The 21,622-nt window shown below is 42.5% G+C and carries 22 protein-coding genes; 18 read left to right on the top strand and 4 right to left on the bottom strand.

The features are described from left to right. Positions 1 to 34: 34 nt before the first annotated feature. The 3 genes from ACFFRD_RS03830 to ACFFRD_RS03820 form a co-directional block, all read right to left on the bottom strand. Entirely contained in the window at positions 35 to 964 is a 930-nt protein-coding gene (locus ACFFRD_RS03830) for a tyrosine-type recombinase/integrase (protein ID WP_392476404.1), read from the bottom strand. A 973-nt stretch (positions 965 to 1,937) separates the two neighbouring features. Next, positions 1,938 to 4,055 (bottom strand): AAA family ATPase, encoded by a 2,118-nt coding sequence (locus tag ACFFRD_RS03825; protein WP_392476402.1) that lies wholly within the window; start codon positions 4,053 to 4,055, stop codon positions 1,938 to 1,940. 578 nt (positions 4,056 to 4,633) lie between these two features. Beyond that, entirely contained in the window at positions 4,634 to 5,026 is a 393-nt protein-coding gene (locus ACFFRD_RS03820; protein WP_392476400.1) for a hypothetical protein, read from the bottom strand. A gap of 201 nt (positions 5,027 to 5,227) precedes the next feature. On the opposite strand from ACFFRD_RS03820, the gene ACFFRD_RS03815 reads away from it, so the two are divergent. From ACFFRD_RS03815 to ACFFRD_RS03735, 17 genes are all read left to right on the top strand, one after another. Beyond that, positions 5,228 to 5,434 carry a hypothetical protein gene (locus ACFFRD_RS03815; protein WP_012412959.1) on the top strand — a complete coding sequence of 69 codons (207 nt, stop codon included), beginning with the start codon at positions 5,228 to 5,230 and terminating at the stop codon, positions 5,432 to 5,434. Between the two features lie 69 nt (positions 5,435 to 5,503). Beyond that, positions 5,504 to 5,830 (top strand): hypothetical protein, encoded by a 327-nt coding sequence (locus tag ACFFRD_RS03810; RefSeq protein WP_069074334.1) that lies wholly within the window; start codon positions 5,504 to 5,506, stop codon positions 5,828 to 5,830. Positions 5,831 to 5,977: 147 nt separating this feature from the next. Next, complete coding sequence (locus ACFFRD_RS03805) at positions 5,978 to 6,307, top strand: hypothetical protein (protein ID WP_243458553.1); 330 nt, start codon at positions 5,978 to 5,980, stop codon at positions 6,305 to 6,307. 2 nt (positions 6,308 to 6,309) lie between these two features. Further along, the gene (locus ACFFRD_RS03800; RefSeq protein WP_163934752.1) at positions 6,310 to 6,648 is read left to right on the top strand and encodes a hypothetical protein; all 339 of its coding nucleotides are present in this window, start codon (positions 6,310 to 6,312) and stop codon (positions 6,646 to 6,648) included. Beyond that, the gene (locus ACFFRD_RS03795; RefSeq protein ID WP_392476398.1) at positions 6,642 to 9,380 is read left to right on the top strand and encodes a helicase HerA domain-containing protein; all 2,739 of its coding nucleotides are present in this window, start codon (positions 6,642 to 6,644) and stop codon (positions 9,378 to 9,380) included. The genes ACFFRD_RS03800 and ACFFRD_RS03795 overlap by 7 nt, the downstream gene beginning before the upstream one ends. Then, positions 9,377 to 9,919: a hypothetical protein gene (locus ACFFRD_RS03790; RefSeq protein WP_392476397.1), complete on the top strand. Its 543-nt coding sequence runs from the start codon at positions 9,377 to 9,379 to the stop codon at positions 9,917 to 9,919. The genes ACFFRD_RS03795 and ACFFRD_RS03790 overlap by 4 nt, the downstream gene beginning before the upstream one ends. Next, complete coding sequence (locus tag ACFFRD_RS03785; protein WP_392476395.1) at positions 9,858 to 10,589, top strand: hypothetical protein; 732 nt, start codon at positions 9,858 to 9,860, stop codon at positions 10,587 to 10,589. Before ACFFRD_RS03790 ends, ACFFRD_RS03785 begins: the two co-directional genes overlap by 62 nt. A 30-nt stretch (positions 10,590 to 10,619) precedes the next feature. Further along, positions 10,620 to 11,678, top strand: coding sequence for a hypothetical protein (locus ACFFRD_RS03780; protein WP_392476393.1), 1,059 nt, complete (start codon positions 10,620 to 10,622; stop codon positions 11,676 to 11,678). Further along, on the top strand, positions 11,675 to 12,394 hold the full coding sequence (locus ACFFRD_RS03775; RefSeq protein ID WP_392476391.1) for a hypothetical protein: 720 nt from the start codon (positions 11,675 to 11,677) through the stop codon (positions 12,392 to 12,394). Before ACFFRD_RS03780 ends, ACFFRD_RS03775 begins: the two co-directional genes overlap by 4 nt. After that, the gene (locus ACFFRD_RS03770; protein WP_392476389.1) at positions 12,391 to 13,812 is read left to right on the top strand and encodes a hypothetical protein; all 1,422 of its coding nucleotides are present in this window, start codon (positions 12,391 to 12,393) and stop codon (positions 13,810 to 13,812) included. The genes ACFFRD_RS03775 and ACFFRD_RS03770 overlap by 4 nt, the downstream gene beginning before the upstream one ends. A 29-nt stretch (positions 13,813 to 13,841) precedes the next feature. Next, on the top strand, positions 13,842 to 14,669 hold the full coding sequence (locus ACFFRD_RS03765) for a hypothetical protein (RefSeq protein WP_392476387.1): 828 nt from the start codon (positions 13,842 to 13,844) through the stop codon (positions 14,667 to 14,669). 176 nt (positions 14,670 to 14,845) lie between these two features. Then, the gene (locus ACFFRD_RS03760) at positions 14,846 to 15,076 is read left to right on the top strand and encodes a hypothetical protein (protein WP_392476385.1); all 231 of its coding nucleotides are present in this window, start codon (positions 14,846 to 14,848) and stop codon (positions 15,074 to 15,076) included. Next, a complete protein-coding gene (locus tag ACFFRD_RS03755; protein ID WP_392476383.1) occupies positions 15,066 to 16,259 on the top strand; it encodes a hypothetical protein in 1,194 nt (397 codons plus the stop codon). Before ACFFRD_RS03760 ends, ACFFRD_RS03755 begins: the two co-directional genes overlap by 11 nt. A 98-nt stretch (positions 16,260 to 16,357) precedes the next feature. Further along, positions 16,358 to 18,121, top strand: coding sequence for a type IV secretory system conjugative DNA transfer family protein (locus ACFFRD_RS03750; protein WP_392476382.1), 1,764 nt, complete (start codon positions 16,358 to 16,360; stop codon positions 18,119 to 18,121). 61 nt (positions 18,122 to 18,182) lie between these two features. Further along, positions 18,183 to 18,584, top strand: a complete 402-nt coding sequence (locus ACFFRD_RS03745; RefSeq protein ID WP_392476380.1) for a four helix bundle protein — start codon at positions 18,183 to 18,185, stop codon at positions 18,582 to 18,584. Positions 18,585 to 18,727: 143 nt separating this feature from the next. Further along, a complete protein-coding gene (locus tag ACFFRD_RS03740; RefSeq protein ID WP_179077004.1) occupies positions 18,728 to 19,144 on the top strand; it encodes a hypothetical protein in 417 nt (138 codons plus the stop codon). After that, positions 19,137 to 20,384, top strand: a complete 1,248-nt coding sequence (locus tag ACFFRD_RS03735; RefSeq protein ID WP_392476378.1) for a hypothetical protein — start codon at positions 19,137 to 19,139, stop codon at positions 20,382 to 20,384. The genes ACFFRD_RS03740 and ACFFRD_RS03735 overlap by 8 nt, the downstream gene beginning before the upstream one ends. 71 nt (positions 20,385 to 20,455) lie before the next feature. Here the strand turns inward: ACFFRD_RS03735 and ACFFRD_RS03730 are convergent, their stop codons facing one another. After that, positions 20,456 to 20,707: a hypothetical protein gene (locus tag ACFFRD_RS03730; RefSeq protein WP_228058635.1), complete on the bottom strand. Its 252-nt coding sequence runs from the start codon at positions 20,705 to 20,707 to the stop codon at positions 20,456 to 20,458. A gap of 196 nt (positions 20,708 to 20,903) precedes the next feature. Here ACFFRD_RS03730 and ACFFRD_RS03725 point away from each other — a divergent pair, with 196 nt between their 5' ends. Further along, a complete protein-coding gene (locus ACFFRD_RS03725; RefSeq protein WP_392476375.1) occupies positions 20,904 to 21,317 on the top strand; it encodes a restriction endonuclease in 414 nt (137 codons plus the stop codon). Positions 21,318 to 21,622 lie beyond the last annotated feature (305 nt).

Raw genomic sequence — 21,622 nt, 5'->3', positions numbered from 1 at the left:
GTCATGCAAAATGTCAAAACATTTCATTAAACGGTCAAAGATCCATCAAGTTTAAAGCGCTACTGTCATTAGGTCTAGCTTTGAGATATCGATCGGTGATGGCTAAATTGGCATGACCCAAAGTTTCTTTCACCAATACAGGATTAGTCCCGCGCTCAATGGCATGAGAACCGTGGGCATGACGTAACCAGTGAGCAGAAACTAGTTCGCTTAATCCAGCTTCTTGTGCGATCGCTTTAACAATCGGGTGCAAGTTTTGACGGTCGAGGTGTCCCCCCTTTTGACTTGGAAACACTGCTTGATTGGAGTGAGCCGAAGCTTTGAACTCCATTAATTCCGTCCAGAGTTTCTGCTTGATGAGAATTGTCCGATTTTTACTGCCTTTGGCTTTTCGCACGTACACTTGACCACTCTCACCACGGGGTGTCAAATCTCCCCAAGTCAGATCACAGATTTCACTTGCCCGCAACCCTGCTTGATACAAGAGTTTGATAATTAACAAATTACGTAGGGCTGTGTACTGTCGTTTGGGAGTTTTCGCATCAGCTAAATGCCTACTGGCTGCCCGTACCAACAATTTAATATCAGCTTCATCGAGATAGCGTTCGTTGATTACATCTGGTAATTCACCGAGTTTTAGTGCCATACCCACATTAAAAGGGAGATATCCAATTTTATGAGCGAAACTAATCAAGCTTTTGGCACAAGCTATGTATATCCGCTTTGTGCTTTCGGCATTGCCCCCAAAAGAACTAGCGTATTCTACCAAGTCTTCATAAGTCACTTTTTTGAGCGGTTTGTCCAGAAAATCCAGAAATCGCCTAGTGTATCGCTGGTAAGCCCGAATAGAAGACGACGCTTTTCCCTCCAACCACAGCGCAATCAACTTCGCCTCCGCCTGCGCTACTGGCAAGGAAGTGATCGCCTTTCTATGGGCTGTTATGTGGACAAGAGAGAGCGTCATTTTTATTACTCCCTTAATAATCAGACACAATCATAGTTTCGTCTGGTTTTATAGTGTCTGATTTTTATTGTCCTTTAAAATGGGCATTTCAAGTCACCCTAAAGCGACTGAAAATTTATCGATTTTTGCGTATAGTACACCTCTAATACTGAGGAGCGTGACAAACACAATACTGCTATGCAATTGTTCAGCAGGGTATTTATTTTGAAAAACCTAAAAGTAGGTGAAAAAAATAAACTAAAAATGACTTTATAGTTAATAAATGATATAAGAGGTCAAAGAGCGTCCTCCAAATGTGACATATAAATACTACAAATGTAGTTTTTGGTTAAAAAAATGGACAAAGGTGCTTATTTTAAAGAACTTGTACAAAATTCTTCCCTACTTATGTTGCTTCAGTACCAATCGGAATAGGGAGTTTATTTACACCGCAGTGTACTGCTTCTTCAGGGCTATCACGCCATAAAACTATAGAGTCATTTTTAGTTTATTTTTTGAGAATGGTTTGATTGTTTTGTGTTTAAGACACTTTTTTTCTAGAACCGCAAACGGGAGCTAGAGAAGTAGTTTCTCAAGAATTGCCAAGGCACTTACCAGTAATGAAATGCCCCGCCGTCGCTTACCAGACACGGGGCGAAAGCACAGCTAGTAGTCTGCCAACCCAAAAATGTTCTCGAGTGGTAAAACTTGCTAGAGTAGATTTTTAATGATTGAAATAGGCGTAAATAGGTAAACCAAATTTTTCAATAATAACGAATTTACTACGTTTAAGCTTTTGCTCTAGCTAGTTTTGCCACGCTAGAAAATGTTAAATGAGGACTGGGGAAAGGGTAAGGGATTTAAACCCTTTACCCATTTCCCCTTCCCCTTTACCCCGCTTTCGTCACGAAAGCGAACTACTAGCTACCAGATTTCTCCCTCTTGATTGAGAGCAACAACCGCAAGGCGGGTGAAATTGTTAAGTTGAACATTTCTAAATTGCAATCGTCGGGTGCAAAAAAGCGCTTTCCAACCGCTGCTGTAATCGCGTATATCGCAGTTGGCCGTCACTAGAACGCAAAGCCTTGGATATCGCTTTCTTGGAACCAACGACAATCGCTAACTGCTTGGCACAAGTTAATGCTGTGTACAACTGTTTACGAGACAACATCATATAAGGCTGCGTATAAATTGGCAGAATTACTACCGGATATTCTGAAACCTGGCTTTGATGAATGGTGAAGCTCCAGGCGAGGGCAATTTGATTTAAGTCTGCTCTGGTTCTAACGACAGTATGCTTACCATACTGTACAGTAACTTCCATCTCTTCAAGATCAATGACCTTGATAATTCCGAAGTCGCCATTAAAAATTTCGTGATTATAATCATTAGTCAGTTGAATGATCCGATCGCCTTCTCGTAATAAATTCCCGCCCTTGGTAATCTCTACTTTGTCGGGACTGGGCGGATTAATCAACTGCTGCAATACGGTATTGAGGTTACGAGTCCCAAGCAAACCGCGCGAGGTGGGGCAAAGCACTTGCACATCAGTAGCTCGATTGTAACCCAGGCGGGGAATCAAGTCTGTAATGATTTCGGATATTGCTTTAAGACCATGTTTGGGGTGATGACCGCCGCCGTGCCACAGACACTCAGACACGGGATTATCGGAAATCGGTTCAATAGTGGGAAACTGGCTTCGGTTAATTTGGTGAGCAACGGTGATAATTGCGCTCTGTTGGGCTTGCCTAAATACCTTGGTCAACCGCACCACCGGAACGTGACCAGAATTAATCAAGTCAGCAAGGACTTGACCAGGACCGACAGAGGGTAACTGGTCAATGTCACCCACTAGCAGTAGTTGGGAACCGTATTGTATCGCCTTTACCAAAGAAGATGCCAGAAACAAATCAAGCATACTAGCTTCTAGCGCGACAATTGCGGTATGGGGTAAAGGGTTTTGATTATCGCGTAAGAAGCCCATTGTCTTTGGGTCAAATTCCAACAAGCAGTGTATCGTCTTGGCTTCGAGTTGTGTGATTTCACTCAGGCGTTGAGCAGCGCGTCCAGTTGGCGCAGCTAAGGCGATAGATTTGCCCATTGCTTTCCACAGAGAGACTATGGTCTGGATGGTGAAAGTTTTACCGCAACCGGGGCCACCAGTAAGAATCATTACCTTTGAATATGCAGCCATTTCTACCGCTAGCCGTTGCTGTGGTGAAAGTTTGATTTTATGACTCTTGGTGAAGCGCTCAATCCAGGCGCGAACACGAGGCATATCTTGTGCAACTGGTTGGCAAAATCTAGATTGTATTAATTGAGCAAGGTTCTGTTCGGTGTGAAAGTACGTTGGTAGATAACATAGTAGCGTTTGGTCTGAGCTTTTCTCGCGGATTAAGTCATCCTTGAGTGCCATGTCTTTGATAATATCAGCGATGGCATCTTCTTCAGGTGTGTGATCTGCTGTAGTCAGCAGTTTGATAACATTCTCAATGAGTTTTGGCTGGGGTAAATAACAATGCCCATCGGCAGCAGCTTCGTTCAAAACATGAATTAAACCAGCACGGTAACGGAACTGACTATCAGGCGCAACTCCTAAATAAAAGGCAATTTTATCAGTTCTCAGAAAACCAATACCGTAGATGTCAGCAGCTAACTGGTAGGGATTGCTGGTGAGAGTAGCGAGTGCTTCATCCTTGTACTGCCTGTAAACTTTGACTGCATAAGTAGTAGAAACGCCATGACTGTGGAGAAATAGCATTAAATAGATGTAAGAAAATAAAATAAAAATAAGTTGATAGCTAAATAAAGATATTTTGAATTGAAGCAGAGACTTGATATTTGGATTATGCCATCGGCGACGGCGACCCGGACGCGAACAATCCCACAAACTATCGAGTTTGCCCCAGTACCAGCGATGAATTGTGTCGCGTACAGTCTGTGGATGCCATTTTAAGTATTGTGCGATCTTTAGCACTGTCCATCCAGCGGCTGATAAGCGTAGTACAGTGGCACGACTTTGAGTTCTTGGTGGTATACCTTTTGCTTGAGTGAGTGCTAGTAGAGCTTGATCTTCTATTGGTGACAGGTCAACTTTTAAAGGCGCTGGCATCTTGGTCAGGGGTAAAAATATTTACGACTAAAAGAGATTATCCCAACTTGATGTGCCATTTTACTTTATCGAATTCTATTTACGAACGCCAAGATGCTCCCTGATGGGCGAAGGAACTTTAGGTGATTGCGAGTTAGTTTATGATGTCGTAAATTACACAGTTAAAAATAGAAGTTTAACATGGAATGAAATTCCTGTGCTGTATCATGATACTTATCTAGGTAAAAAATAAGTTTATTGTAGGTTCATTTAGCCTATTTACCTAGATGAGTATAATGCAGAAAGTTTTACTGTATAGCGGTGCCTACAGTAATTAAAATTGCGTAAATTAAAGTGTTTTAGATTACAAAGATACAGTTATACAGAGGGCATAAGGGAAGGCACAGATATCGTTTGGGATGGTGGTCTGCAAATTCCCGCTCCTTTTAACACTCTCGATCTTGGCTCATATAAAGAATTAGTTTTTGAGAATCATAATTAAGTTTTTGCCGACCATTGGTCGGCAAATTGCGATGCCGCTCAACCAAGGGGATTGTGTGGGAAATTAACGAAAATACGTAATTATGTCATCTAGGAAGTTAGTCGGGAGTATCCAAATGTTTTTTCAAAGTGTAGGGGCAATCAGGAGTTTTGATTCCACTGGCGTAAGGTAATTTATAGGATGCCCAGATTTGCCACCGCAAAACATCAACTCCAATAGTTGAACTACCGAATTGTACTCGACAGTCTTTGTCTGGGTTTTGTATAACATTTTTGATGATGGTATTTATCGCTTCTATTTTGAGATTATTCGGTATGCCCATTAGTAGTTTTGTAAGCCACTGTTTGATTTGTGGTGATTGTAGCCAGTCTTTGATTTGGTTATCAGTAGGAGTTAGGCGATTGACTAATAGCGTGGAATTTTCGTTATCTTTATTAACTTGACTTGTAAGCTGAAATAGCTGCTGAAAATTAGCATCTGTGTTGGACATAAAAATAATTGCTTAAAAAAGAATATTTATATTATAGATAAATTGGATAAACCCTATAACAGCTAAGATTTTTTATAAAAATATTAAGATAAGCAAATATAAAACTTGATATATCTCTCCAAAGGAAATTATAAAGAATTGACTAACTAATTATGTTATAAATATTAAATAAGTTCCTTATGCAAGTATCAAATAAATACTATGCACCCAATAGAGTTTAAGAAAAAGTGGAAATTAAGTTATCGGGAGCTTGCCCTGGTTTTGGGGTACGAAAGTGAATACACTACCCGAAACTGGAATATGCCAGGAGAACATAAACGGAATCCTCAGAATGTTGTTCGCGTAGCTTGTCGTCTTTTAGATGAAAAGTGGGAACGGGAAGGAAAAGCGCTCAATTCTTATCTTTAACCAGTTTTTTATGACCGCTAATATTTTTTAAAATGACACTCCCCCGCCACGAAAAAGGCGGGGTATTTTATGTATAGTCAGAAGTTGCAAGAAGTTCTCAGAATCATGGGGATAGGGGGGAATACTTGGCAAAATGAAGAACTAACAAGACCAGAAGTTGCGGCGATGTTAAAGCCAAAGGTTTCTGCAAGACAACTACAAGCATATTTGAATATCGCTCGGAAATACTTGCCAGAGTTCAAGAAATTCACCAACAAAAAAACAGGTGGTCTGAATGGCATGAGCAAGCTATACAAGTATCATATTGCTCCCCTTCAAGAAATTCGCTCACTAGCTAGAGAGCATACTTTAGCTGACATAGAGAATGAATTTCTTCAAAGAGGCTCGAAAAAGTAATTTTTATGTTTATAAGGAGAAATTCACTTGGCATCTAATAATTCTGTAGGAAGAACACAATCTCAAGTTCTTGCTAAGGCGCTTGCGGCGATTGGGCGCAAGTATCAGCATCACATAAACGCTGCCGGTACGGCGACAATCATTGTCATGCAGTCGATGCCCTCTTATGGGTGGGGCTTATTCGATTCGGCTCAGACAGCAATGACTTGTATGTTCGGCGGCGCTGGAGGTATTGGTGGGGGTGGTGCGGCAGCGGCAACTACGGCCATTAAAGCACTTCCGGCAGTTATAAATGCAACCATCACAGTGCTTTTGTTTGTATACTTTGTGGCTTCTGGACTCAAGGTTGCCAACGGCATTGGTGAAGGGCAGGAAGTAACGCAGATGGTTCAACAACCCGTAGGCGTGTTTTTCATAATCCTGGTGCTTTGGATTGCTCAAAGTATCTTATTTAACGGTGTTACAGCCGCTTGTTAGTGATGAGCGAGTACAATAAATCGCCCATGAAACGGGTGAATCAGTCACTTGGTCAAAATGCAACAATCGGTATTTTTACTGGCTTTCAGTTTGCAGTCGCCTTGTTTATGTTTGGCGTGGGCTTCATCATAGCGATTATGTTTGGGGCGGGAATAGTTTGGGGACTGCTGGCTGGGGTTTGGTTGAGTGCTACGGTGATAGTTTTATCTGGGAAGCGTCCTTACTTGTTCTGGTCAAGAGTGTTCCCAAGCGTTCCAGTTTTCACTCGTGGCTATGTCAGATATTCTTCGCCCCAAAACAAAAAAAGGGCGGGTTCAAAGGGGATGCCTAAACTATGGTAAAAAGCAGCATTCGTAATCAAAAAATAGTACCCTTTGAAGACTTTTTAGACTTAGCAACTTTAGTAAAACTCAAAAAGGGGAACTATCAAATTGGAGCTTACTTGTTGAGCAAAAAACAAGTAAGCGATACTAACAACACCCTGCAATTAGTATTCGGATATGAATGTACTGGCTTTCACCCACTGTTTAATTCATCAGAGAGACTAGAGGGAATTGCCAAGGCTTTTGAGAACGGCTGTAAGGAGTTCTCCGAGGGTGAGAAATTCACCTTTCGTTGGTCTTCGTTTTGCGATGAAGACAAAGTGATTGAAAGCTATCGCCAGAGGCTAGCTAGCCCTGTATCTCCTGAGAGTGAGTTTCTTGATTGGGGGCAAGTTGCCCGAATGCAGGAACTCACACGTAACCATCAGCGTAAGGATATCAAGCTCAGTATTTACACGACTTTCACTGTCCGCCCAGGAGGAACCGAAGGTGGTGACGCGGTAGATAGAGCGATAGTTAAGCTGGCAAACTTTTTACAGCGCAAATTCACCCCAACAGGAGCGACCGAACTCACTCTTCAAAACTTAATTCAAGTTCTTGAAAAAGCGATAATTGTCTCTTTGCGTCATCAACAAATACTATCTGAGATGGGCTTGTTCCCCTCGCCAAAATCAGACAAGCAATTGTGGAGTGATTTAGTTTCTAGAATGGGTGCAAAGCCGACAAAAGTGCCTCATGCCTTAGTTTATGACACTAGCGAATTAAAAGAGGAATTTAACGAAGCCGCGCCTAAACCAGAGAGATACAACGACCAGCTACACGCAACCTCAGTACTTTTAAATAACGGTATACCCTACGCGGACAGGCGCTGGGTATGTTTGCCCCATCAAAGTACTGACAAAAAGAAGTATATCGGCGTAATGACGCTTGCTCAAAAACCAGAGGTATTTGCTTCAACCTATCAGCAAGTACGCTTTTTATGGGACGTATTCTCACGCGAGGTTATTTATGATGTCGAAATAATTACAGAGATTAGCCCAGCCGATCAGAAAATGGTTAGGCTTACCCAACAATTGATTACGAGACGTTCAAGAAATGCCGAGGTTAGTGCCAGTAAAAAGACCATTGATGTAGGAGCGCAGATTAACACAGAGCGTTCTATTGATGCTCAAAAACAACTTTATACAGGCGATGTGCCGGAAAATGTAGCTGTCATAATCCTTGTTTATCGCAACTCTCCAGAAGAAATCGACGACGCTTGTCGGTTGATTTCCGGTTACATCAATCAACCTGCTGAGTTGATTAGAGAAATGCAATATACATGGTCAATCTGGCTTGATACTTTGCTGTTAAGGCAGCGACCACAGCTGACTTTTCCTTTCAACAGACGCGCTACATTTTTTGCTAGTGAGGTGATTGGTTTAACGCCAGCCGTGCAAACAGCGCACGGTGATAAACAAGGCTTTGAATTAGTAGCTGATGAGGGTCAATCGTCAGTCTATATCGATTTGTCAAAGCCGAAAAACATGATGGTAATCGGCACTACCGGGAGTGGGAAATCGGTAATAATTGCCTCTATTATTTATCAATGCTTGGCGTTGGGAATGTCAGTATTAATGATTGACCTGCCAAATGATGATGGTTCAGGAACTTTTGGAGACTTCACGCCCTACTTTAATGGATTTTACTTTGATATCTCAAAGGAATCAAACAATCTTGTACAACCGCTAGACCTATCAAAGATTCCTGAGTCGCAGTGGGAGGAAAGGACAAAAGCCCATCGAAATGATATTAATTTAATCGTACTTCAATTAGTTTTAGGAACGCAAAAGTTTGATGGGTTGTTATCACAAACTATAGAATCTGTAATCCCTTTAGGTACAAAAGCCTTTTACGAAGATGCCGACATCAAGGAGCGATTTGAATTAGCGCGAAAAGCAGGGATAAACACCCCAGAGTGGGCGGATACCCCGACATTGGCAGATATGGAGAAATTCTTCTCGCTTGCGTACATTTATTTAGGCTATCAGGACGACAATGTAGAAAAAGCGTTAAATTACATCCGCTTGCGGTTACAGTACTGGCAGGCTAGTAGCATTGGTAGCGCTATCTGCAAGCCTTCAACCTTCCAAGCAGATAGCCAGTTGATTACCTTTGCTCTGACTAATCTGCAATCAGGAAAAGATGCAGAAGTGTTCGGGATGAGTGCATATATCGCCGCGTCCCGTCAATCCCTCTCCTCGCCCAATAGTGTATTTTTCATGGATGAGGCTAGCGTATTGCTAGGATTTTCTGCATTATCACGGCTTGCAGGTCGTAAATGCGCTACGGCTCGAAAGCAAGGCTGTCGGGTGTTTCTGGCGGCACAGGATGTCATTTCTATTGCTAAATCGGAGGCGGGAGAACAAATATTACAAAATATGCCATTGCGGTTGATTGGGCGTATTGTCCCAGGCGCGGCTAATAGTTTCTCTGAGTTGCTGGGCATCCCTAGAGAAATTATCGATAAAAACGAAAGCTTTGTCCCTAATATTCAGCAGCTATATACGTTGTGGTTGCTCGACTACAACAACAAGTATGTGCGCTGTCGCTATTATCCCTCATATCCCCTGCTGGCATTGGTTGCCAATAGCAGAGAAGAACAAGCCACGCGAGATAAATTCAAGAAAATTCACAGCGACAAGTTCACCTGGGTGGCAGAATTTTTTAAATATTATGTCGAGTGCGTTAAGCAGGGTAAACCATTATGAAGGTTCTATCGTCAGTCATTCAAAATAAGTTGCTGCTGGCAATTCTAGTAGGTGTCGTGTCAATAGGAGGTTTTCAAATATGGCAATATAAACAAGCTCAATACGAAAAACTTATTAGCGAAGCGAAGAACGACTGTGGCGTGTATATAGAATTGGGCGAAGATGCCGTCAAGGGCAGTCCTAGTCTAAGAGCATTGAAGTATCAAAATAATCGCATACGAGGATTAAAGCAACCCGGCATCGACTCTAATCCAGCCGACATCGGAGATTACGTTTTGCTTCTTCGCTCCCCTGCTTCTACCCTTCCTCCTAATGCTTTGCCTTTTGAAGATACTTTTTTTACTAGCCTGTTAAACAAAGAAGAATCACCAAAAACATTAATGGTTTCAGTTCTTTCCTTTGATTTACAAAAAAAACAAGCTCTTGTTTCTTCTCCCTGTACCAAAGAACCCTTTGTAATAGAAATGGCTGATTTGTATGAAAGGTTTCAAGCGATCGATCGCAATCTCAGGCATAGTGGTTTTGATATCCTTTTCTAGCCTCAGGGCAAACGCTCAAGCTAGTCAAAACCAATCTTTTTTGACTCAATTTCAACAAATCTATAGCAGTTTGCAGACTTACGTTAGTAATTATCAGAAAGAATTTACTAAGTCGTTAGGTAAACTTGAAGCTGAATTAACCCAGGCAATTGAATCTAGTGTTGGAGATTTAGGAATTCCCGATCCCCTAAAAGCTGGTAAGAATATTGAGAAAGTGATTCAGAAGCAAGAAGGAGATTTACTGATATTAGACCCTCGTATTCAAGCAGACAATGCCATCAAGGAATGGAACCAGCAATATACACGCGGACAATCAGAATCAGTACTTGGCGCTGAAGGTCAAAGAGTGCAATCGCAGGAGGCAGCAATAACTAATGATGCCACTGCTCAATCAAGCGAAAATGCTGCTGCCGCCCAACAGGATGTTATCACCCAAGACATCCTTAAAAAGGTCGCAATTCAAAACTTGCAAAGCGTTGTAATTGCTAAATCAATTCACTCAGAAGCGCAAAAACAATCCCGTTCTTTAGCTGCTGCCAATATCAACCTTGCTGATATTTCTAGCCGCATGGATGAGCAAGCTGCGGTGAAGGATCAGGAATCTAACGCCGCTACTCGGCAAATCATCCAATCTGCCGCCGTCACTGATTCTTTCTGGAAGAATCAATAATCAAGTCAACATAATGTTACGGTAACTGAGATGATAGCGCTCTTAACTATTCTTTTTGCTCAAACTACAGGGCAGCAAGCCGGGGAAAATACGGGGACTACGAACTCAGGCGAAATAGTCGAAGGCGCTATCGAAGGCGCAGACCTAATCTATAAATCGTTTGAGAATGATTGGCTGGAATTAGCATCTGGAACAAGCCCAATTTATACAGCTGTTGTCGCCGTTTCTACCCTCGCTGCTGTTGTGATGATTGGCTTTGCCTCGTTCGGCTGGTACAGGAAGTTTGCAGAAGAAGGGTTTGGTTATGATTTTATCTCTGAGATGGTTTTACCGTTGCTAGTAATTGTAATGCTTAGTAATAATGGGTTCCTTCTCGCCAATACAACAGTCGCATTAAAAAACGTATCGACCGGACTAAACAGGAGCATTTTAAATATTACCAGAAATGGGGTCAATTTGAGAGATGCCATACGGAATGTAAACGCTGACCAAAGCTTTGTTTTAGCCGCGCAGATAGCCTTAGCTAAGTGCGAAAAGCTCAACAACGAAAAGAAGGAAGGTGAAGAATTAAGCCGTAAGCAAGCTTGCATCAAAACTGCCATAGAGAAGACGCGAGAAGACGCGCAAGAGGCTAGAAAAAAGACTGGCGCGGGTTTTGGGGGCGGAAGCTGGAATCCATTAGACCTTAGCGGTGAACTAATCAATAGTGCAATCCAAGGCTTTGTTTATGTAATTCTCAGTGGGCTATCAGCAGCTTTTCAATATATCGTCCAACTGTCCTTCTTAATGATTGCATTCGTCGCCCCTGTCTTCCTAGTTCTATCTTTACTGCCTTTCCAAAGCAAGCCTATCTATGCTTGGTTGTCTGGCTGGCTAGGACTAACATTGGTTCTCATTTCGTACTCGATAACAGTAGGCATTATTGCCAGCGCGATAGTCTCCAAGCCTTCTAGCAATCCTTTATTATTGCAACTTTTACAAGCCATTTTCTCGCCATTGCTTGCAGTAGCCATAGGCACTGGTGGCGGAATGGCTGTATTTTCAGCTTTCACTAGTGGGGTTAAATTTTCGGTGGGGTTAAGGAGATGAAATTATTAGAGAGAAAAGAGCTAAATTTTACCCCAATTTTCTTAATAGTCAATGCTGTTTTATTAACGCTTTTATTATTCATAGAAATTGTCAATTTTGCTCGGATAGCAACAATTTCTAAAACGAAAGCTTCCACCCTTGTGGAGTTACATGACGGCGAATCTATCAGAGTTATTCCTATAGGCAGTGAGGATCGCTCACCCCAAGCTATTACACGTTTTGTCGGGCAGACAATGACAGGTCTTTTGAGTTGGAATGCTCTACCAAAGTCAACTGATGATTACAATCCAGACCCCACTAAACAATTAAAATTAGATGCTGGGGTAGCAACATCAAAAGCCAAGATTACTACTAGCACATGGGCTTGGGGCTTTGCTCTATCAGAAGATTTTCGCGCACCATTCCTTGAGGAGATAAGTAATCTTACGCCGCCCGATGTCTTTAATGGGTCTACGCAATCAATCCTAAAAGTCAGCCTAATCAGTCAGCCAACTCGGATTAAGGATGGGCAATGGAAAGTAGATATGGTTGCAGAGATTGTTGTTTTTCAAGGTAGTAATTTAGTCGGCAAGCCCATCGCTTTTAACAAAACTGTATTTGTCCGGGCAATTGATACGGCTGCCCTGCCTAGATTTGCGTCCGATGTTCAAGAAACTGCCTCAAGGGTTCGTAAAGCGGGGCTGGAAATTTACAAAATCCAAGATTTAGATTTATGAAAAAGAACACCCAATCAGCTTTGCCAGAGGCAACTATTGAGATAGAAGAGCAAGATTTTGCCGCGATGAACGGTGCTAAAACTTCTCACGCTAATGATTCAATTCAAGCAGAACAGAATCCCGCCCCAGAAGAAATTGTTACTGCTCGAACAGTCTCGCAATCTCCACTCTTAAAAATGGGCGTTATTGCCCTAATTTGTTTTATCTTCGTGGCGCTCATTGGGGCAATGCTAGGCAACTCAATGAATATGCTGAAGTTTTCTAAGGACATTGTGCAACCGCCTACAGAAGAGCAAACGCCCCTAGCAGAGCCGGAAAATGAGACGGGCAAGGATAAAACAGCGCTTGCTCTGACTAGCCAAAATTACGAGTTAAAGAAGATTCGCGATCGCTTGCCTAGCCCAACGCCTACCCCTAGCGCAACCTTAGCCCCAGCCCCAATCGCACCCGTTACCCCTCCGATGCAACCAGTGCAGCGCCGACAACGTTCTTACCCAGTCGCCAGTCAGCCGACAGCGCCCTTCACTTTCCCCCAGGCTAGAGTATCTATTCCCCAGCCCCAGCCCAAAATTACCCAGCCGAGTAGACAATCTCCTTTGGCGTTCCCAACGGCTGCAAGCAACGCCCCCACCCAAGACCCCACTCAGCAATGGCTTCTCGCTGCAAACGCTGGCAGTTTCAGGAGTTCAGGCGATGAGTCACTTGACGAGAAACCCATCAAGACTAATGGAATTGAAGGAGGTACGGGAGGAGCTACACAAGTTGGACAGAACACTAGCATTAATTACAACGCTCTTCGCGTACTCGTTGGCAGCACCGCAGAGGGTAGGCTAGAAACGCCGATCGCTTGGGGTACTGGTGACGCTGGCAACCAGAATTACTTGGTGAAACTAACAAAACCCTTAAAAGCCTCAGATGGTAGGGATGTGCTAAGAGTGGGTGCTTATCTGGTTGTTCAACTAGCAGAGTCGAATGGTTCGGGCTTTGCCAAGCTGCGCGGTGTTTCAGTATTGGTCAATTCCAATGGTGATACGCAAGAAAAGCAACTCCCACCAAACGCTGTTCTGATTATGGCTTCTGATGGTGGTTTTCTAAAAGCGCAGTCCCGTAAAGGTAGCAACCTGGGTAACGATTTTATAGGAGCGATTGTTGCGGGAGTTGCCAAGGCGGCCGAAGTACAAAACCGCCCCACAACTCAAATCAGCAGCAACTCTAATGGCTTCTCTACTAGCTCCACTACCAACGAGCAAAAAGATTTATCTGCCGCTTTTGGAGAGGGTGCATTTAATAGCGTTCTCGACAATATCAAAAGCTCAAATGTCGCCCGTTCTCAACAGTTAAGCGGTAGAGAAGAAGTATTTGTGATCGATGTTGGTAAGCCAGTGCAAATATTCGTTAATCAAACAATATCGCTCTAGTCACGATAACGTTAGGGTAACTAGAAAAAATGTTAAATAAACTCGCTATTGTTACAACCCTCTTAATAGCAACTGCCTCAAGCGTGTCGGCAATGCCCATCCGAACGGTTTATGAGAATGATGCAAACTCCAACGCTATCGAATTAAAGGTGTGGAAGGGCTACGGATTAACTATTAATTTGATGTCTACGGGAGAGACTATCAAGCAAGTTTGGATTGGTGATCCAAGTCGCTTCGCTTTTACCTCAAACGGTGGCTTATGCCAGTCATCAGGCGGTGATTCTGACTGCGCGGGAGGTAAAGCGACTGTAATCTTTCTTCGCCAGATTGACCCGATCAACTTTCCTGTTACCTCTAGCAGCAATGGAAGCACTCAAATTACAGTGCTTACCAATGAAAAACAATATCAATTTAAGATTGTCCCCGCTACTGGCAACCCAACCTATACAAGCTTAGTGATTAAATCTGACTCAGATCGCCCATTGCCAATTACCCATCCGCGAACGCCGCAACCGCTAACAGTTCAAAAGCCGCAATCAGCGCCATCAGACTTCCCGCAGCCCTCGCCGCCACCACAAACAATAAAACTCCCTCTGCCTCAGCCTGTTGCCGTCTTACGCCCCAATCCTGGGACTACGCTAAATGGTGCGATTCAGAGGAACGATGCTAATGCTCTCGCTTTTGGGCTAGCAGAAGCTGGGCGCAAAGGTCAGGTTCGACCCGGATCTACCACCTGGAACAAGGTGCAAGATGCTATCAAACTATTACGGCGTGGCAAGACTAGAGATGAGGCAATTTCGCTTTCTCAGGTCGATAAAACTACTTTTGATCAATTACTTGAATGGGGGCGGTTGTGAACAATTTTTCTAAATCTATTCGCCAAGAATTAGGCGATTTTCTGGATTCGTGTAGGTGCGAAGGTGAGTTATGGATGTTTCCACCAATCGGCTATTTGCTGCTTTTGACTACTCTTTTGGCTGTGGATAAGACTTAGCTTAGTCCTGCAACAACCTACTTAAAATGGCTGTTACCCATGCCCTTTGCAACCTTAACTGTATTGCAAATAAACCAGTACAGAAAATCCAAAAAGCTGTTAGCACCAACAGGAAATGTAGAGCTACAGCAAGACAAAAGTGGATGCGAAAGTTGTGCCTATTTTCATGGGCGACAATACGACCAAGAAATCCTAATATGCACGGTACATCCACGCGGCTCCAATCAAGAACAATGTCCCGATTACTTTAACAAAAATCATGAAACTTAAGCCTTTTCTACTGGCTGCAATAGCTTCTCTAGTTCCGCTTTCCGCCTCAGTCGCACAGACACCAACAATCGATTATTCACAAGGTTTGTACAAGACGGCTGCCCCCGACTGGTCGAAAATCACATGGGATACTTTGCCACCCGTTCAACAGCCAGGATTTTTAACAATCCCTAAAAACCTGATTTCAGTTTTTGGCTACGATCCCTCGCGCTCGTGGACAGCAGGGCAAAAAGTAGACTCTGTTGTGATGTTGGGGGATGCAGATGATGCCTTTAAGATGTCTGCCTTGAGCTTAAAGTCCATTGACACGGTGGCTTTGCCCACTACAGGCACAACCACCAAACCCACCCTCAAAGACTTTGGATTAATGCAATGGCAAACGCCAAAAACATTAGTTAAAGCAATGCCTGAATTAAGCAATTTGAGCCTATCAGAAGTTCCCCCATTAGCCGATCTATTTTCTAGGAATGGTTCTGGACTGGGTAGCAGCAGTATTTCTCAAGCCATAGCCTCAAATCCTCAAGCCGCAAACCTGACACTAGATAAGATTGACCTAAGCAAATATTCGCTTGATTCAATTCCTGGGTTGGACAAAACTCAATTAGGAAAGTTTAAATCATGGCAGCAAGCATTAGTCAATCAAATTCCTAAATTAAGTCAAGTTCCCTTTGATAAAATGCCTCAGCCTATTAGCTCTGGCATTGGTGTTGTGGGTATCGCATCTGTTGTACTTGGTACGGCAGAAAAGGGCGACAGAAGGGCTGGGAATGATTACTTTGTTTCTGGCAGCGTTGTCAGAGGCGACCGCACTTTAACAGTCGCCTGTCCTCCAGGCATTGAATGCTCATACTTAGAGATGGGGGATTTTGCTGGCAGTCAGGGCAGCTTGTATGGTAAGCGTTGGGCATCAGGCTCATCCCAACAAGTATTGGGTGGTTATGGAATTCTAGCCTCTGTGAATGGGGGCAAGGAACCGACGGGGCGGCTAGTGTATGGTAGTGGATTCAAAGTGGCGCTAACTGGAGTTAATGAAGCGAAAGGAACCGCAGACTTTGGTCTTTTCTTTAGGATTTGCGCTCGTCCGCCATTTCAGCAAAAAACTTGCACCCCTTACTTCATTGGGCCAGTTCCCTGGTTGCCCGTGAGGGAGAATGATTTGGTTATCGTGGGGACGGGACGATGACCGAACAATTCGCAATTTGCAATGGGCTACGCCCCGCTTCGCTGTTTTCATGCCCAAAGGGCTGTACGCAATTCGCAATGGGAAAAAGTGAATTGGAAATGACAGTGACTCCTAAGACAGAGGTTAAGCCAAATCAATTTATTCCCCCAGGTATTGAATCGGCTCTGTTTTCCCCCGCAGGTTTAGGGGTACTCGTCTGTGGTGCGGTGATTGTAATCGCCAAAATCATCGATAGTAGGGGAGGTATTGCCAAGCTAGCGACCGCGAGGTGGGGCGGCGCGGTGGAGAAAAAAGCCGCTCGTCAACTGGCGATTAAGCAAATTACAAGCCGCTTGCATAACCGAGTATCTTTATATGTTGGCACTCCCAAGAATATAAAGAGTCAGATTATCGATGGAATTAGGAAAACGAGTATCCCTGAAGATTCAAAAACCCTTTACTTCCCAGAAGCACAGCGAGGCATCCTAGTTTGTGGTGGGCCGGGGAGTGGAAAGTCATTTTCAATGATTAATCCCCTGATCCGCTCCGCAGTAGATCAGGGGCTACCCATCGTCCTTTATGATTTCAAGTACGCACAGCAAGAATCAGCCACAGCAGTTGCCAAGGGGCAAGCGCCAATACTGGCAGGGTATGCGCTCTCTCGCGGTTATCAAGTTACCGTACTTGCCCCAGGCTTTGCAGAATCAGCAGTTGCCAACCCTATAGACTTTCTTTGTAGCAATGAAGACTCAGAGATGGCGCGGCAGCTTGCAATCACACTCAATCGCAACTTTCAATTGGGTGATAAAGATTCTGGAAATAGCTTTTTCACCAATGCTGGAGATCAGTTAGTCCAAGCCGTCTTTATGCTGGCAAAGGGCACAGAGTATCCAGATATTATGATGTGCCAAGCAATCCTGGGGTTGCCAAAGTTAGTTAAGCGCATTGAGCAAGCCGCCGAACTAAACTTCATGGTTAGAGAGGCTTTCGCACAGTTTGTATCTGTTGCAGGGTCGCCAGAAACAGCAGCTAGTATTGTGGGTACAGCTAGCGGATTGTTCAGCCGCTTCATGGTTCCCTCGGCCTTGGCTGCCTTCTGTGGAAAAACCAATATTCCACTGGATTTGAAGGGGCGGCAGATGGTGATTTTCGGAATGAACAAAGAGAAGCGTGATGTGATTGCACCCTTGCTAGTCTCAATTCTGCATCTATTAGTGAGCCGGAATGTAGCTAACAAACGTACTTGTCCTTTGGTATTAGGGATTGACGAATTGCCTACTCTTTATTTACCAGCACTGGTTGATTGGCTGAATCAGAATCGGGAAGATGGCTTAATCTCTCTGCTGGGCTTGCAAAACTTATCAATGCTGATTGAATCCTATGGTGAAAACACAACTAATGCAATATTTGGTGGTTGTGCGACCAAAGCATTCTTTAATCCCCAAGATGATGTCGCCGCCGAACGATTTAGTAAGTTTTTAGGTGAAGAGGAAATTAAATACAAGCAACGTTCTCGTTCATCAGGAGGCAAGGGTGGTGCAAGTATTTCTAATTCTGATCAAAACAGTACTCGCAAGTTATTTGATGTCAATCAATTTAACACCTTACCATCGGGAAAAGCAGTAATTATTAGTCCAGGTTTTGGTTCTCGTGGTCAAATAAGTTTGCCAATCTTGGAATCAATTAAGATTCCTCAGCATGAAATCCAATCTGAAGCTGACAGTGTGAAAGCTTGGTACGAGTTTCAAAAGTTCTTATCTAAAAAGTCTACTCTCTTAACTCCAGCAGATGAAGAAATGAAAATTCGTCGAGCAGAGGCTTTAAAATTGTTACCTTTGATAGAAAATCAAGAGCAATTATCAGAATATGCGAGTCTGATTTAGGCAAGAAAAAGGGAACAGGGAACAGGGAATAGAAAAAAATAGTAATAAATGAAGGGTTTATATGTCAGAAATTAATGATTTTAAAGACTTAAAGATTTGGCAAAAAGGGATAGATATAGCTGAGAAATGCTATTTTTTGACCAAACTATTTCCTAAAGATGAGTTGTATGGAATGGTACAACAAATCAGAAGGTCTGCGGCATCTATTCCAGCTAACATAGCAGAAGGCTATGGAAGAAGATCAACGGCTGAGTATATAAGATTTCTTAACATTGCCCAAGGTTCACTTAACGAATTAGAAACACATATTAGGGATCTGCGGGTTAATAGTATCCCAACTAGACGGGTTTCGACTGCGCTCAACCCTCAGCCATCGAGAGTTGAGCGCAGTCGAAACTCGGTTTACTGGTACTTTATTTTTACGCAAGTCCCTTATTTTATCTCAGAGAGTAGGATTATGTAGCCAAACTGACATAGAATCAATTATCTTTTTACTACGAGAAGAGAGCCGGATGATTATTGCTCTTATTAAAAAGCTACAACAATAAATTCTGTTCCCTGTTCCCTGTTCCCTGTTCCCTGTTCTCTGTTCTCTGGAGAAATTTCATGTCGCCAAGTAAGTTTTACCCGTTCTCTGATTATGACAGAAAACAAATTGCTAAACTCCCTCCTGATATAGCAGCCCTAGCAGATAAATATCCAAGCGAGATTTTAAACACTGCTGATAGTTGGGATAACTTGCCTTTTGATGCTAACTATTTTCCTGAGTGCCTTGAAGTCTATAGCGGCGATGCAGATGATGCCAACATTTTTGTATTAAATGGTGTTCTGAAAGATTATGTCCCGGCTGATGCTGAAAAAAATACATCATCGATAACAGTGATGATTGATGGAGAATTTGCTTACATTGAAGTTGAAGGGAGACAGGTTCTTAATAAACTCGGTGGCATAATTTTGCCAGAAGTAGCGATTAATCCAGATGTGTTAATTCAGTCAATTCTCAAAGGTGAAAATAATGATTGATGATGGTGAAGCTAAAGAGATTAAGCGAGATTATCTAGAAATTTTAGAATCTCTCCTCAAACTCATCCATGCAAAGGCTAAAGAAAAAGGATTAGATTCCAGCAAGGATGTTCATATTTACTCTAGCTCTAGCAAAGTTTATCAAGGAACATTGGGAGAATCCCCCTCTAAAAACTTATTAACACCAACGATAGTAGAGAACTTAAAAAAAGCTCTGTCTGACCCGAAAAATTCTCAAGGTGCAATTTCTATTAAAATTGGTAATGAAAAAGTATTCCATATTAAAAATGGAGAAGTACTGACTGACAAATTAGGTTTAGCTCCGGCATCACAGAAAAATAAAGTTGTAAGTAATGAGCGAATCTATAGTGTAGAAGCTTTAGGAAAACAAGTGCAAGTATTGCAGAAAAAACTAAGCGAACAACAAAAACTTGTAGATAGTATCAAATCAGAACAGCTTTCACCCGAATATTTATCACAACTAGCTGCTCAAGTTGCCGAAATGAGTAAATCCTTGGAGAAGCAGCAGCAGTTGATTGAAAATACCCAAAAAGCATTGTCACAGGTAAATGAACGGTTTTTACCACAAGTTCAAAATACGGTTCTTCAAAATTGGGTGGGTACGGTTGAGAACAAGGTAAAACAAACTGCCAAGAATGTTTTTGAGCGGATTAAAGATGTGCTGACACCCGAAGTAACGAAGCTCAGAAAGGAAATTACTTCATTTAAATCTCAAATTAATGAACAAATTACTAGCTTCAAGGATGAAGTTAAATATCAGACTGACAGTGTAAGAAATCAACTCAATCAACAAGTTGGTAACTTAACTCAAGAGATACGTACACAGGTAGATAGTGTTAAAAACACGGTTGATCAAAGCCTTATGGGTGTCAAGTCAGCTATTGACAATACTCGAACTGAACTACGGGCTGCTGTTGAGGATGTTAAAGGTCAAGCAATTGAACAGAGTGTCAAAGCAATGCTGAATATCTTGGGCAAAGATAACCCTGATGGTTCTAAGAGTTTTAAAAGTACAAATTTTGATTTTGAACGCCTTGGCGATAATGTAATTGTTCGTGCCAAAAACGGCGAGGCTGTTCTCACTGATGGAGTTTTATCGCCTAACGTAAGTGAGAAACAGTTACAGGCACTTGATAAAATTCAATCTGTTGTTGATATGCATCATCAAATTCAGCAGGATTCTCAACAAGAATCACAATTTAGAAATATCCACAGGTAAGCCCGCATTTCTCACAAGCTTGAGGGAATATTGGGCAGAGGGGATTGAACTTGGCACATTGAACTCTCCTACTAGCGAACCTGCTCAAGAGCATAAGCGCAGACTTTGAGGGGTGTGGTGAGAAATCCGGGTGTTCCATGATCAAAGGGGAGCGTAAAAATGATACTAATCCTAATCATTGGTTTGTTGTTTGCACTGGGTGGAATAATTTTTCTAGCTTGGCTGTTTGTATTATTTCCACCTTCAATGCCAAAGTCAAAGTATCGTTCCCAAAGTTTTAAGCAATCGCCATTACTACCTAAGAGTACAAAATCGTCTGACATTTCATCTCAAAATTTTGTACGACAAAGCCCAGCACCAACGCAAAAGACTTTCTTAGCTAAAAACTTTAACAAGCCTGTACGACAAAGCTCAGTAGCAACCCAAAAGGCTTTCTTAGCTAAAAATTTTAAGAAGCAATTACTACCAAGCCCAGCGCGAACACCAAGGGTTAGATTACCTAAAAAGCTTAAAAAACACTTGAATAATATTGAGTACGCTAGTCAAGTATTACTTGAGCTTCGTAGCAGAACTCAATTAGCCAAATTGCCAGTAGTAATCGCTACGCTACGCAGGATATCGCCTTACGTTTTTGAGGAATTGGTACTCACTTGCTGCTTTGAACAGGGGTGGCAAATTCAACGCAACTTTCGGTACACCGGTGACGGCGGGATAGATGGTCGCGTGTTGATTTTGGGAAAGCTTTATGTAATCCAGGTTAAGCGTTATGCTGATTACATTAGCCCAAAACACATCAAAGATTTCGTATGCTGTATTGAAGGAGAAGGAGCTAATGGTGGATTCTTCGTGCATACTGGCATAACTGGACAGTTATCAAAACAATGGTTCTTCAGTACCTGTTATGCCAAATTATTAGTTAAACATCAAAACTAGACTTTAAAATCAAGTTTAGAACGCTTAAGTCCAAAAGATGACCTAAAATGTTAAAAATAATGCCTGCTTTTGTTGTGTAGCAATGTTTTCAGCTTTTTAGTATATTAATTTAGCATACTAAGTACTGAAGAGCCAAAACAATTGATTCGTCGCTCCGACAAAATAATCTTAGTGAGCGGTCAGAAACTAGTAAATTTTGTCTTAGGTAAGCAGTTTAAAATAGTGGGAATAACAATACCAGTAAAAACAGTGAACAGTTATCAGTAAACAACTAACCTATGAATGAATGAATTAATGGAAATATC

The sequence above is a fragment of the Nostoc sp. C110 genome (assembly GCF_043099725.1).
Lineage (GTDB): Bacteria > Cyanobacteriota > Cyanobacteriia > Cyanobacteriales > Nostocaceae > Nostoc > Nostoc muscorum_A.
The sequence above is the reverse complement of the archived record's forward strand: the minus strand, read 5'-3'. Positions and strand labels throughout refer to the sequence as shown.

Excerpts from the sequence above, each read along its gene's own strand:
- ACFFRD_RS03775 (WP_392476391.1), top strand. The coding sequence starts at position 11,675 with ATGAAATTATTAGAGAGAAAAGAGCTAAATTTTACCCCAATTTTCTTA.
- ACFFRD_RS03800 (WP_163934752.1), top strand. The coding sequence starts at position 6,310 with ATGAGCGAGTACAATAAATCGCCCATGAAACGGGTGAATCAGTCACTT.
- ACFFRD_RS03735 (WP_392476378.1), top strand. The coding sequence starts at position 19,137 with ATGATTGATGATGGTGAAGCTAAAGAGATTAAGCGAGATTATCTAGAA.
- ACFFRD_RS03765 (WP_392476387.1), top strand. The coding sequence starts at position 13,842 with ATGTTAAATAAACTCGCTATTGTTACAACCCTCTTAATAGCAACTGCC.
- ACFFRD_RS03790 (WP_392476397.1), top strand. The coding sequence starts at position 9,377 with ATGAAGGTTCTATCGTCAGTCATTCAAAATAAGTTGCTGCTGGCAATT.
- ACFFRD_RS03820 (WP_392476400.1), bottom strand. The coding sequence starts at position 5,026 with ATGTCCAACACAGATGCTAATTTTCAGCAGCTATTTCAGCTTACAAGT.
- ACFFRD_RS03740 (WP_179077004.1), top strand. The coding sequence starts at position 18,728 with ATGTCGCCAAGTAAGTTTTACCCGTTCTCTGATTATGACAGAAAACAA.
- ACFFRD_RS03830 (WP_392476404.1), bottom strand. The coding sequence starts at position 964 with ATGACGCTCTCTCTTGTCCACATAACAGCCCATAGAAAGGCGATCACT.
- ACFFRD_RS03730 (WP_228058635.1), bottom strand. The coding sequence starts at position 20,707 with ATGTCAGACGATTTTGTACTCTTAGGTAGTAATGGCGATTGCTTAAAA.
- ACFFRD_RS03810 (WP_069074334.1), top strand. The coding sequence starts at position 5,504 with ATGTATAGTCAGAAGTTGCAAGAAGTTCTCAGAATCATGGGGATAGGG.
- ACFFRD_RS03770 (WP_392476389.1), top strand. The coding sequence starts at position 12,391 with ATGAAAAAGAACACCCAATCAGCTTTGCCAGAGGCAACTATTGAGATA.
- ACFFRD_RS03805 (WP_243458553.1), top strand. The coding sequence starts at position 5,978 with ATGCAGTCGATGCCCTCTTATGGGTGGGGCTTATTCGATTCGGCTCAG.
- ACFFRD_RS03815 (WP_012412959.1), top strand. The coding sequence starts at position 5,228 with ATGCACCCAATAGAGTTTAAGAAAAAGTGGAAATTAAGTTATCGGGAG.
- ACFFRD_RS03750 (WP_392476382.1), top strand. The coding sequence starts at position 16,358 with ATGACAGTGACTCCTAAGACAGAGGTTAAGCCAAATCAATTTATTCCC.
- ACFFRD_RS03785 (WP_392476395.1), top strand. The coding sequence starts at position 9,858 with ATGAAAGGTTTCAAGCGATCGATCGCAATCTCAGGCATAGTGGTTTTG.
- ACFFRD_RS03795 (WP_392476398.1), top strand. The coding sequence starts at position 6,642 with ATGGTAAAAAGCAGCATTCGTAATCAAAAAATAGTACCCTTTGAAGAC.
- ACFFRD_RS03755 (WP_392476383.1), top strand. The coding sequence starts at position 15,066 with ATGAAACTTAAGCCTTTTCTACTGGCTGCAATAGCTTCTCTAGTTCCG.
- ACFFRD_RS03780 (WP_392476393.1), top strand. The coding sequence starts at position 10,620 with ATGATAGCGCTCTTAACTATTCTTTTTGCTCAAACTACAGGGCAGCAA.
- ACFFRD_RS03825 (WP_392476402.1), bottom strand. The coding sequence starts at position 4,055 with ATGCCAGCGCCTTTAAAAGTTGACCTGTCACCAATAGAAGATCAAGCT.
- ACFFRD_RS03760 (WP_392476385.1), top strand. The coding sequence starts at position 14,846 with ATGCCCTTTGCAACCTTAACTGTATTGCAAATAAACCAGTACAGAAAA.
- ACFFRD_RS03745 (WP_392476380.1), top strand. The coding sequence starts at position 18,183 with ATGTCAGAAATTAATGATTTTAAAGACTTAAAGATTTGGCAAAAAGGG.